General features: G+C 70.1%; 9 protein-coding genes and 1 pseudogene. 6 read left to right on the top strand and 4 right to left on the bottom strand.

Features of this window, described 5'->3' with window-relative positions; all coding sequences use genetic code 11:
- Nucleotides 1-465: 465 nt before the first annotated feature.
- The 4 genes from recF to dnaA all read right to left on the bottom strand — a co-directional run bounded on the left by recF (nucleotide 466) and on the right by dnaA (nucleotide 7,596).
- Nucleotides 466-1,593 (bottom strand): DNA replication/repair protein RecF, encoded by a 1,128-nt coding sequence (recF, locus tag AB0C29_RS04465; protein WP_360815002.1) that lies wholly within the window; start codon nucleotides 1,591-1,593, stop codon nucleotides 466-468.
- Between the two features lie 81 nt (nucleotides 1,594-1,674).
- On the bottom strand, nucleotides 1,675-2,547 hold the full coding sequence (gene gnd / locus AB0C29_RS04460) for a phosphogluconate dehydrogenase (NAD(+)-dependent, decarboxylating) (protein ID WP_360815000.1): 873 nt from the start codon (nucleotides 2,545-2,547) through the stop codon (nucleotides 1,675-1,677).
- 37 nt (nucleotides 2,548-2,584) lie between these two features.
- Nucleotides 2,585-3,718: a DNA polymerase III subunit beta gene (gene dnaN / locus AB0C29_RS04455; protein WP_360814997.1), complete on the bottom strand. Its 1,134-nt coding sequence runs from the start codon at nucleotides 3,716-3,718 to the stop codon at nucleotides 2,585-2,587.
- Nucleotides 3,719-5,625: 1,907 nt separating this feature from the next.
- Nucleotides 5,626-7,596, bottom strand: a complete 1,971-nt coding sequence (dnaA, locus tag AB0C29_RS04450) for a chromosomal replication initiator protein DnaA (RefSeq protein ID WP_360814994.1) — start codon at nucleotides 7,594-7,596, stop codon at nucleotides 5,626-5,628.
- Between the two features lie 611 nt (nucleotides 7,597-8,207).
- Here dnaA and rpmH point away from each other — a divergent pair.
- The 6 genes and pseudogenes from rpmH to rsmG all read left to right on the top strand — a co-directional run.
- Entirely contained in the window at nucleotides 8,208-8,345 is a 138-nt protein-coding gene (gene rpmH, locus AB0C29_RS04445) for a 50S ribosomal protein L34 (RefSeq protein ID WP_125812322.1), read from the top strand.
- A 34-nt stretch (nucleotides 8,346-8,379) separates the two neighbouring features.
- Nucleotides 8,380-8,736, top strand: coding sequence for a ribonuclease P protein component (gene rnpA, locus AB0C29_RS04440; RefSeq protein ID WP_360814991.1), 357 nt, complete (start codon nucleotides 8,380-8,382; stop codon nucleotides 8,734-8,736).
- Nucleotides 8,733-9,002 (top strand): membrane protein insertion efficiency factor YidD, encoded by a 270-nt coding sequence (gene yidD, locus AB0C29_RS04435; protein ID WP_360546678.1) that lies wholly within the window; start codon nucleotides 8,733-8,735, stop codon nucleotides 9,000-9,002. Before rnpA ends, yidD begins: the two co-directional genes overlap by 4 nt.
- Before the next feature lies 1 nt (nucleotide 9,003).
- The gene (gene yidC / locus AB0C29_RS04430) at nucleotides 9,004-10,047 is read left to right on the top strand and encodes a membrane protein insertase YidC (protein WP_360814988.1); all 1,044 of its coding nucleotides are present in this window, start codon (nucleotides 9,004-9,006) and stop codon (nucleotides 10,045-10,047) included.
- 163 nt (nucleotides 10,048-10,210) lie between these two features.
- The gene (locus AB0C29_RS04425; protein WP_360546674.1) at nucleotides 10,211-10,786 is read left to right on the top strand and encodes a R3H domain-containing nucleic acid-binding protein; all 576 of its coding nucleotides are present in this window, start codon (nucleotides 10,211-10,213) and stop codon (nucleotides 10,784-10,786) included.
- Nucleotides 10,787-10,792: 6 nt separating this feature from the next.
- Nucleotides 10,793-11,452 (top strand): annotated as a pseudogene (gene rsmG, locus AB0C29_RS04420) (16S rRNA (guanine(527)-N(7))-methyltransferase RsmG); the annotation flags it as partial.
- Between the last annotated feature and the right edge of the window lie 132 nt (nucleotides 11,453-11,584).

Here is an 11,584-nt window from a genome sequence, read left to right as displayed (position 1 = left end):
CGCGGCGCCTGTTGAGCAGCCCGCCGTCTGGCGAGCGCGGCGTCCAGGACCGCGCGGGCCAGCTCCGGCCCGACCGCTGTCCCGCCGTCCGCCGCGACTCCTGGTCCGCTCCCCGAGCCGTCCGGACCGGTCTCACCGACCCGGCCTTCGGAGCCGGGGGACGCACTTTCGGCCCGGCCGCGGGTGGGTCTGCGGGTGCCCTTCGACGGCTCCGCCGCTGCTCCGGGTCCGCGCGCCGAGCCGTCCGGACCGGTCTCACCGGGCGGCACATCGGAAGCGGGGGCCGGGCTGCCTGCCCGGGAGCGGGCGGTTCGGCCGGTGCCCGAGGCGGCGCGACCGCCGGCGCCTGATGCCGGCTCGCGGCCTGTCGCGTCTGCTGCGCCGCTGCCGCCACCGGCGGCCTTCCCTCCGGCTGCCCGTCTTGCGGCGTCCCTGGGAGCCGCTGGCGGCTTTTCCGGGGTTCCCTCAGACACGGGTCACCGTTCCTGGTCCGACGTCGTAGCGGGCCCCCTGCAGGGTCGCGGGGACATCTTCCGGCACCGCGCACGTCACCAGCAACTGCGTCGCGTCCGACACCAGCGCGGCCAGCCGCTCCCGGCGGCCGGAGTCGAGCTCGGCGAAGACGTCGTCGAGCACCAGCACCGGCTCGATCCCGTCGGCGCGCAGCAGGTCGTAGGCGGCCAGCCGCAGGGCCAGCGCGAACGACCAGGATTCGCCGTGGCTCGCGTACCCCTTGGTGGGCAGTTCGCCCAGGGTGAGGGAAAGATCGTCGCGGTGCGGGCCGACCAGGGTGACGCCGCGCTCGACTTCGTTCTGCCGCCGCTCGGCGAGCGAGGCGAGCAGCGCCTGCTCCAGCCGGGGGCGGTCCGGCGCGAGCGATTCGCCGAGCCGCGACGCGTACGCGATGGTGGCCGTCGACCGCCCGGCCGCCACCGCGTCGTAGGCCTTGGTCAGATGTGGACCGAGGGCCGCGGCCAGCTCCAGCCGGCCGGCCAGCAACTCGGCCCCGTGATGCGCCAGGTGCTGGTCCCAGACGGCGAGGGTCGACAGATCCTGCCCGCGCGTGCCGCCGACCTTGCGCGTCAGGTACGCCGTGCGCAGCAGGGCGTTGCGCTGCTTGACCACCCGGTCGTAGTCGGCGCGGACCCCGGCGAACCGGGGCAGCCGGGCCACCAGCAGATCGTCGAGATAGCGCCGGCGCTCGGCCGGATCACCGCGGACCAGTTCAAGATCCTCCGGCGCGAACAAGACCATCCGCAACGCGCCGAGCACGTCGCGGGACCGGCGTACGGGTGATCTGTTGAGTCTGGCCCGGTTTGCCCGGCCCGGCACGATCTCTAGCTCGACCAGCAGCTCGCGACCATCGTGGACGATCTCGCTGCGGATCACGGCCGAGCTGGCACCCGCCCGGACCAGAGGCGCGTCGGTGGCCACCCGGTGACTGTCCAGAGTGGCCACGTAACCCAGCGCTTCGATCAGGTTGGTCTTGCCCATGCCGTTCTGGCCGACGAGCACCGCGACGCCGGGGTCGAAGTCGACCGTCACCCGCTCGTACGAACGGAAGTCGGTCAACTCGACCCGGCGTACGTACATCCCACGAATTTCCTTTGCAGTGCGGCGAAGCCGCCTGGACTGCTCAGCTCCTTTGCCGTGCGGCGAAGCCGCCTGGACGGCTCAGCCGACGACGGCGTGACCACCGAACTGCTGGCGCAGCGCGGCGACGGCCTTCATGGCGGGCGAGTCGAGCTGCCGCGACTCGAAGCGGGTGAACAGCGAAGCGGCGATGACGTGCAGCGGGACGGCCAGCCGGACCGCCTCGTCGACGGTCCACCGGCCCTCGCCGGTGTCCTCGGCGTAGCCCTTGAGCTTGGCCAGCTCGGGGTCGCCGTCCAGCGCCCGGTCGAGCAGGTCGAGCAGCCAGGACTTGACGACGCTGCCCTCGCGCCAGCTCTTGATCGCGCCGGGCACGTTGTCCACGTACTCGGAGGCCTCGAGCAGCTCCCAGCCCTCGGCGAGGGCCTGCATCATGCCGTACTCGATGCCGTTGTGGACCATCTTGGTGTAGTGGCCGGCACCGACCGGGCCGGCGTGCACGAAGCCGTACGGGCCGGCGGGCTTGAGGGCCTCGAAGATCGGCATGCAGGTGGCGACGTTCTCCTCGGAGCCGCCGACCATCAGCGCGTAGCCGTTCTGGTTGCCCCAGATGCCGCCGGAGACACCGCAGTCCATGTAGCCGATGCCCTTGGGCGCGAGCCGGTCGGCCCGCGGCTGGTCGTCGGTGAACTTGGAGTTCCCGCCGTCGATGATGATGTCCCCGGCGGACAGCAGCCCGCCCAGTTCGTCGATGGTGCTCTCGGTGATGTGACCGGCCGGCACCATCGTCCAGACCACCCGCGGCGCGGCGAGCTTGGAGACCATTTCGGCGATGCTGGCGACATCGGAGATGTCCGGGTTGCGGTCGTAGCCGACGACTTCGTGCCCGGCGGAGCGGATCCGCCCGCGCATGTTGCCGCCCATCCGGCCGAGACCGACAAGGCCGAGCTGCATGGTGTTCCCCCTAGATGAGTGGTTCTTCCGCCCAGTATCAGCGGGTTACCCGGATCGGCATGATCAGATAGCGGTAACCCGGCACGATTTCGCCGTCTTCGGCCGCGGGGGAGATCACAGCGGGCTTGAACGCGTCGACGAACGAGAGTACGGCGGTCTGGGCCCCCAGGTTCTGCAATCCGTCGATCAAATACTGCGGGTTGAAGCCGATGGTCAGCGGTTCGCCGGTGAAGGCGGCCTCCATGGCCTCGCTGGCCCGGGCCTCCTCCGTGCCGCCGGCCTCGACGACCAGGCCGTCCTCGCCGAAGCTGAGCAGCACCGGGGTGGTGCGCTCGGCGACCAGGGCGACGCGGCGGACCACCTCGACGAGCGAGGAGACGCTGACCCGGGCCTCGGCGTTGTGGCTGGCCGGGAAGAGCGAGCGGACCGGCGGGTAGTTGGCCCCGTCGAGCAGCCGGCTGGTCGTACGCCGGGTGCCGCCGGCGAAGCCGATCATGCCCTCGCCGGCGTTGCCCTGGGCCAGCGCCAGGATGACGTCGCCGCCGAGCGGGCCCATCGTCTTGGCGGTGTCGTTCAGCGTCTTCGCCGGGACGAGCGCGTTGAGGCTGATGTCGGGGTCGTCGGGGCTCCACTGGAGCTCCCGCATGGCGAGCCGGTAGCGGTCGGTGGCCAGCATCGCCATCGACGTGCCGTTCAGCTCGATCCGCACGCCGGTCATCATCGGCAGCGTCTCGTCACGGCCGGCCGCGATGGCGACCTGCTGGACGGCCGAGGCGAAGGTCTGCGCGTCGACCGTGCCGGCGCTGGACGGCATCTCCGGCAGGGTCGGGTAGTCCTCGACCGGCATCGTCGGCAGCGTGAAGCGCGCGCTGCCGCAGACGAGCTCGAGATGCGCACCGACAGCGGCGATGTCCGCCGGCTTGTTCGGCAGTGCCTTGGTGATCTCAGCCAGCAGCCGGCCGGAGACCAGGGCGGCGCCGTCGGCGTCGGCCTGCACCTCCACGCTCACCTGGCTGGAGACCTCGTAGTCGAAGCCGGAGACGTGCAACCTGCCGTCGGTCACCCGCAACATGACGCCGGCGAGCACCGGCACCGACGGGCGGCTCGGCAGGCTCTTCGCCGTCCACGCCACAGCGTCGGCGAGTGCGTCTCGCTCCACCCGGAACTTCATGCCATGCCCTCCGCGTCACTCTTTCTCGACGAACCAGCATCGGATGTGCTGATGGCGCCCACTGAACTCTATGGCGCGGGTCGGCGCAGCATGCGTCCGACCCCGGTGCTGTGGGTAAGTCAGGGATGGTTCGGACCGCCGAGCGGCTCATCCACACCTTCCCCAACGCTGATGATTGCTTTTTGGATTTCCCTGAAGAAGACATAGTCGTCTTCATCGGTCCTGTGCAAAGTGTGGAGAACTCCCGTTTGCGCAGGTCAGCGGGTTATCCACCGGTGATTCACATGTGGGAAACCAGGGTACAAACCCCGGTCTGCGTCCACAGTCGTCGACCGGACTCCGGTTGTCCACCGTTGTCCACCGTCTGTCCACCGGTTATCCACCGGGTTTGTGCCCAGGCCTGGGGATAACGCCGGAACGCTACCGGCTCGTCGTCCCCAGAACCTTCAACAGGAAATCCACACGCGTCCACAGCCTGTGGGGACAGCCGTGACCGTGCGTGTCTGTCCACATCGATTTCCCCAGGCCTCATCCACATCTGTGGGGTACGGCCCCGGAGGTTTTCCACCGCTGGGGATAACTTCCTGTGAACGCCTGTGAACTGCTGTGGATAACGTTGGCACGATCCCGTCTCGTCGCGGCGTTGACACGAACGGGGTGGGGTAAGCCGACCGATCCGACGCCGCGGTGGGGCGGTGCGAGGGCTTCGTGGGAACGGGTGAGGCCTCCTCGGTATCGGGCGAGGCCTCCTCGCGGTGGCGTGCCCCGTCGTCCGCGGGGCGCGCGGTGAGTCGTCCGCGGGGCGCGGTGAGTCGTCCGTTGGATCGTCGCTCGGCCTTGGGAGGGCGAGGCGAGGCCTCCTTGGCGTGGGGATGACGGCGCCTGCCGCGTGATAGTCGGCGAGTGAGGCGACGTATTTTCACGCCACGGTGATCTGGACTGCGCTCGGCTGGGTGACCACCTTTTGTCGGCTGGGACGGGGCGGACTTGATGTAGATCGAGTCCGCGGCGGCTTTGGCCCGGCGGCGCGAACGGCGTCGATCGAGATCCCCAGGCTTCGGTCGTGGGCAGGGGCTTCGCTCGGAGGCTGAGGGAGCTTCATGGGGGAACGGCCCCGACCTGACGGCCCGACCTGGCGGCCCGACCTGGCCGCCCGACCCGGCCGCCCGACCTGGCCGCCCCGACCGTGGCGGATCGGACCTGGCGGATCGGACCTGGCGGACGGGACCGTGGCGGATCGGACCTGGCGGACCGAACGTGGCGGACCAGGCCGACCGGATCAGGGCGGCCGGACGTGGCCAATCGAACCTGGGCGACCGAACGTGGCCGACCGGACCTGAGTAGCCGGACCTGGCGGACCGGACCCGGCGGACCAGGCCGACCGGACCAGCTGAGGGGCTACACATGAAAGTGGCGGGGGGCTCGGCCCGGCGGAGGTAGTAAGGCTTGACCTGACACGTCGAAGTTGCTGCTGGCCGGCGCAGGAGGACTGCTGGGTGACGACACCGGTCCGGGACCGCCTGGCTGTGATGGCCGAGCACGGTTCCGCCGGAGAGAGCGCCGGGACTGGGCCGGGTCTGCCGAGGCGCTCGTCCGTGAGCCCGGCTCGCTGCCCATCGCCTGCGGCCGCGCTGGTCGAGGCGCCCGACCACCGCGGAACGATCCCGCTTCGCCCGCCAGAGGTGATCAGCGACCTGGGCAGACCGCCGGATGATCCCCATCACAGCGAAGACTTGGGGAGATGTCGCGCGTCCGGCGGTGACCGCTGGCTATGTGGACAGCCGTCAGGGTCAATGACGCTTCAGCCCGGCGGGGGATCGCCGGGCTTGAGGTGGTCCTGGCTGATTGCTGTGGTTGCTCGAGCCGGTGTTGCGGTTGTGGGGGCCGCTGCGCGTACCGGAAAAGGTCTAGGTGTTTTGTTTGATGCGGTTGGTCAGCTCGGCGATCTGGTTGTAGAGGGATCGCCGCTCGGCCATGTGCTGGCGGATTTTTCGGTCCGCGTGCATCACCGTGGTGTGGTCGCGGCCGCCGAAGGCCTGGCCGATTCTTGGCAGGGACAGTTCCGTCAGTTCGCGGCAGAGGTACATCGCTACCTGGCGGGCGTTGACCAGCACTCGGGACCTTGAGTGGCCGCGGAGGTCTTCCAGGCTCACGCCGAAGTAGTCCGCCGTGGACACCATGATCTGGTCGGCTGTGATTTCCGGGCCGGCGCCGTCGGGCATGAAGTCGCGCAGGACCTCCTCGGCCAGCGAGAGCTGGACCGACGACCTGGTCAGGCTGGCGAATGCAGTCACCCGGATGAGGGCGCCTTCGAGTTCGCGGATCGAGTTCGAGACGCGGGAGGCGATGAATTCCAGGACGTCGTCCGGGGCGTACATGCGTTCCTGCGCGGCCTTTTTCTGCAGGATCGCGATGCGGGTTTCCAGGTCCGGCGGCTGGATGTCGGCGAGCAGGCCCCATTCGAAGCGGGTGCGCATGCGGTCCTCGAGGGTGGCCAGCTGGCGCGGGGAGCGGTCCGAGCTGATCACGATCTGCTTGTTCGCGTTGTGCAGCGTGTTGAACGTGTGGAAGAACTCTTCCTGGGTGCGCTCGCGGTTTTCCAGGAACTGGATGTCGTCGATCAGCAGGATGTCGACGTCGCGGTAGCGCCGCTGGAAGGCCTGCGTCTTGTCGTCGCGCAGGGAATTGATGAAGTCGTTGGTGAATTCCTCGGTGGAGACGTAGCGCACCGAGCGGGCGTGGCCGAGCGTCGTCGCATAGTGGCCGATCGCGTGCAGCAGGTGCGTTTTGCCCAGCCCGGAGCTGCCGTAGATGAACAGCGGGTTGTATGCCTTGGCCGGGGATTCTGCGACCGCGACCGACGCCGCGTGGGCGAACCTGTTGGACGAGCCGATGACGAACGTCTCGAACATGTATTTCGGGTTCAGCCGGTTGCCGTCGTTGCCGCCCGGTCGGCGGTCGCGGTCCTGTCCGCGCATGTCCATCGGTGCGCGGCCCGGGCCGTTGTCGCCGCTGTGCTGCCTTATCTGCAGAGTGTCGTCGCGGCGGTCCTGGGCGTGCATCGTCGGGCGCTCGTCCGGGCGGCGTTGGTTGTCGCGCAGCTGGGCCGAATCCGTGGCGATCCGGCGGCCGGTCGACTCGTTCGGCGCCTCGGCGAAGTGCGGCATCTGGCGCGGGGCCTCGCGACGCTGCGGCTCTGCTTCGGTACGGGTCTGGGCCTGCTTCTCCTGCTGGTCCTCGGCGGCCGTCTTCGGGCCTTCCGCCGGGCGCACCGGCATCGGCAGCGGCGCGGCGAACAGGGCGTCCTGACCGTCACGGGAGTCACGGGCCGACGGGACGGCGCGCGGGAACGGTGCCTGGGCGGAACCGGTCGGTCCGTCGGCCGACTCGTAACTCTGCTCGTACGACTTCTCGTAGCCCTGATCGTAGTTGTCCTGGTGACCGAAGGACGGCGGCTGTGGATAGCGGTCCGGGTATGCCGGCGGCTGCTGCTCCGCGTAGCGCGGCGGCTGCTGGTCGGCGTAGTGCTGCTGCTGGTCCGCGTAATGGGCGGGCGCCTGGGTCGGCGGCTCGGGAGGCGGCGTGCCGTAGACCGTGCCCGGGCGGCCGGTGCCGTCCTCGGGCGGGCGGACCGTCACGGCCACCTGGATCGGCCGGCCGAGCCGGCGCGACAGGGCCTCGGTGATCGCCAGCCGCAGCCGCGACTCGATCACATCCCGGGTGTACGTGTCCGGCACGGACAGCAGCGCGGTGTCCTCGACTATGGCGCGCAGCCGGGTGAGCCGCAGGTACGCACGCTGCTGAGCGGACGCGATCTCGTCCGCCAGCTCGTCCGTCGCAGCGGTCCACACCCCGCCAAGGTCGACCGTATCGGCCACCGCCGCGCCACCCCCATCGCCACCGGTCTCCCGGTGGCCTTGTCCGGCTTCCGCCGCCCTTGCCAGTCGTCACCCGTACGGGCCACGGACCGGCTACCCCCAACCCAGCACATCCAACGTGCTGAACACGTACGGCGCCACCGGCTGTCCACAGGTTATCCACAACCTGTGCACTCGTCGGCGGTCGCTCCCCGGCCGGTTGGTCGGCGGACTCCCCCGGAGCCTGTGCTGGCGCGGGAAAACAGGCTCACCTGGCGAACGATTAACCGGCTCGTCCGGTTTTGGCCGACTCGACGCGTCAGCGCTGCAGACCAGCAAACGGGCACGCTAACAGCGCGGCGGCACCCGCATCAACCGCCGGTACCCACCCCGGGGCAGACCTGGCACGAAAAGATTCACTCCGTGCGCAGACGGACCAGCGTGCGTGACGAAGCCCCGTACCGGGAAGTGATCTGTCGGCGTGCCGACCCGACGATGGTTGACCACCCAGGGGGTGCTGCGTAGGGTCGGGCGGTTGCTCCGCCGCGCTCTGCTAAAGTGGCGTCTTGCAGCTTTGATGCCCCCTGGACGCCTACGGTCTCGTGGGTGCCCTACGAAGACGGAGTTTTGACGTGAGCAAGCGCACTTACCAGCCGAACAACCGCCGTCGCGCGAAGACCCACGGTTTCCGGCTGCGCATGCGTACCCGTGCCGGCCGCGCCATCCTCTCCACCCGCCGCGCCAAGGGCCGCGACAAGCTGTCGGCCTGAGCCGACGCTGGTCCGGCCGGATGTCCAGGTAGTCGTGCTGGCCGCGGCGCAACGACTGAGGCGCAGCACTGACTTCGCCGCAGCGGTTCGCGGTGGGCGCAGGGCCGGGCGCAGCACGGTGGTCGTCCACCTTCTTATCGATGAGCCGGCGCAAGCCTCCACGGCGCGCGCCGGCTTTGTCGTGTCCAAGTCCGTGGGCAACGCGGTGACCCGTAACAAGGTCCGCCGGCGGCTGCGGCACCTGGTCCGGCCCCGCCTCGCCGACCTGCCGGACGGCACTCTGCTGGTGGTTCGCGCACTGCCCGCCTCGGCGTCGGCGTCCTTCGAGACACTGGGCACCGACCTCGATGCCGCCCTGGCCGCGGCCCGGTCACCCCGGCGGCGGCGATGAGCACGCCACGCGGGCCGGTCGCCCGGGTGCTGACGTGGGGGATCGTCGCGTACCGTCGTTACTTGAGCCCGGCACTGCCGGCCCGCTGTCGGTTCTACCCCTCGTGCAGCGCGTACGCCCAGGAGGCAATCGCGGTGCACGGCGCTTCCCGAGGGACCGCCCTGGCGATCTGGCGGCTGTTGCGCTGCCACCCCTTCCACCCTGGCGGGTTCGATCCGGTGCCTGACCCGATCCGTCACCGTCCTGCTGATGTGACTGGAGCATGAATTGAGTCTCGACTGGATCTACATCGCGATCTCGTGGATCCTTCTTCGCTGGCATGACCTCTGGGACGCGATCGGCGTCTCCGACGGCAGGGTGCTGGGCACCAACTGGTCCTGGATCCTGTCGATCGTCTTCCTGGTCGTGACGCTGCGGGTGATCCTCTTCCCCGTCTTCGTCAAGCAGATCAAGTCCCAGCGCGCCATGCAGGCGTTGCAGCCCAAGGTCAAGCAGCTGCAGGAGAAGCACAAGGGCGACCGGGAGACGCTCCAGAAAGAAATGATGGAGCTGTACAAGGTCGAGAAGGCCAACCCGCTCATGGGCTGCCTCCCGATGTTCCTGCAGATCCCCGTCTTCCTGGGCCTGTTCCACGTGCTGCGCCGGCTCAACCCGGACAACGGCCAGCCCACCCTGTACGGCTGGACCGCCGAGCAGTTCCGTGAGGCCACCCACTCGGCGCTGTTCACCGCGCCGCTGCCGGCCCAGTTCGGCTCCTCCGCCGAGGACCTGACCCGGCTCGGTGCGACCAACGGCACCGTGGTCAAGGTCATCGCTGCCGTCCTGGTCCTCATCATGATGGCGACGACGTACCTCACCAGCCGCCAGATGATCCTCAAGACCGGCTGGGCCGAGGACCCGCAGCAGAAGATGATCCAGCGCCTGATGCTGTACGGCATCCCGCTGTCGCTGCTCGTCTCCGGCTCGCTGTTCCCGATCGGCGTGGTCATCTACTGGGTCACGAACAACCTCTTCAGCCTCGCCCAGCAGCAGTGGGTGCTCCGCAAGTTCCCGCCACCGCCGATGGCCAACGGCAAGACCGCCGCGTCGTCGACCCGCCCGGCCGGTGCGACCAGCGCCAAGTCCGGCGCCAAGGGCCAGCCGAACCCGGTGCAGTCCGGCCGTACCGGTGGCCTGTTCGGCCGCAAGCCGGCCGCCCAGCCGGAGCCGACGAGCCCGGTCGTGGACACCAAGGCCCTCGCGCCGAAGCCCGGCGCCAAGCCGGTGAACCCCAAGAAGGGCGCGCGACCCGCGAACAAACCACAGGGATGACGCAGCTGCGGCCCGGGCCACGCCCCGGGCCGCGCGCGGCCCTGCCGGGGCGGCGACAAAGACCTCCTCGCGCCCGGCGCCGACCTGATCGTTCCCAGGCGGCACCGGCGCGGGAAACAGCGGACCGAGCAGGTCCGGCCCGAGTGAGTACGGAGATGAGACCGTGACCGACACCAGCACTCCCAGCGCAGAGCAGTCCACCGAGGAGACCGCTTCCGCCACTGCCGCGGAGTCCGCCGGTACCGAGGAGACCAAGAAGTCGGAGACCGTCACCTCGGACTCCGACCTGTTCCGGCAGAGCGAGATCGCCGCCGACTATGTGGAGGGCCTGCTCGACATCCTCGACTACGACGGTGACATCGACGAGCTCGTGTCGGCGGGCCGCCCGATGGTCGAGGTCGTCGGCGGCCGGCTGCAGCCGCTCGTGGGCCAGCGCGGCGCGACGCTCGAGGCGCTGCAGGAGCTCACCCGCCTGGCGATCTTCCGGGCCACCGGCTCGCCGAGCCGGCTGCTGCTGGACATCGGCGGCTACCGGGCGACCCGGCGCAAGGAACTGACGGCGGTCGCCCGCAACGCGGTCGAAAAGGTCAAAGAGCACGGCGATCCCGTACGCCTGGAGCCGATGTCGGCCTTCGAGCGCAAGTGCGTGCACGACGTGGTCAACGCGATCCCCGGCGTGCAGAGCGAGTCGGAGGGCGTCGAGCCCAGCCGCCGCATCGTGGTCCGTCCGGCTGACTGAGCTGACATGACCGACCCACGCTCCGGCGCGGGTGACAACGGCCCGGGCGCTGTGCCCGGGCCGTCGTCGTCTGCCCCCACCGCTGTCTCCCCTGTCGTTCCACCGGCCTTCTCCGCTGCGGCCGAGCGCGCCTTCGGTGACCGGCTCCCCCTGGCTACCCGCTATGCCGAACTCCTGATCACCGACGGCGTCGTCCGGGGCCTGATCGGACCCCGCGAGGCCCCGCGGGTCTGGGAGCGGCACCTGATTAACTGTGCCGTTATGTCCGAGATGATCCCGTTAGGTGCTTCAGTGACCGACGTCGGGTCTGGTGCCGGTTTGCCCGGTATCGTGCTGGCAGTGGCTAGGCCGGATCTCACGATCACGCTGGTCGAGCCACTGGCACGACGAACCGCTTTCCTGTCCGAAGCGGTGACCGCACTCGGCCTCGACACGACTGTCACAGTCGTCCGGGGCCGCGCTGAGGATGTCGCCGGTGGGCCCCCCGCCGCCGCCGACATCGTCACCGCACGCGCGGTCGCGCCACTGGACCGGCTCGCCGGTTGGTGCCTGCCCCTCGCCGCCGTCGGCGGCCGGCTCCTGGCGCTCAAGGGCGCCTCGGCTGCCGAAGAGGTGGCAGAGCACCACGAGGCGATCACCCGGCTCGGTGGTGGCGACCCGGTCGTGGGGGGGGGGGGGGGGGGGCGCGGGGGGGCGGCCGGGGGGGGGGGGGGGGGGGGGGTGGGGGGGGGGGGGGGGGGGGGGGGGGGGGGGGGGGGGGGGGGGGGGGGGGGGGGGGGGGGGGGGGGGGCTGGGCCG

It is taken from the genome of Actinoplanes sp. NPDC048791 (genome assembly GCF_040650095.1).
Classification (GTDB): domain Bacteria; phylum Actinomycetota; class Actinomycetes; order Mycobacteriales; family Micromonosporaceae; genus Actinoplanes.
The sequence above is the reverse complement of the archived record's forward strand: the minus strand, read 5'-3'. Positions and strand labels throughout refer to the sequence as shown.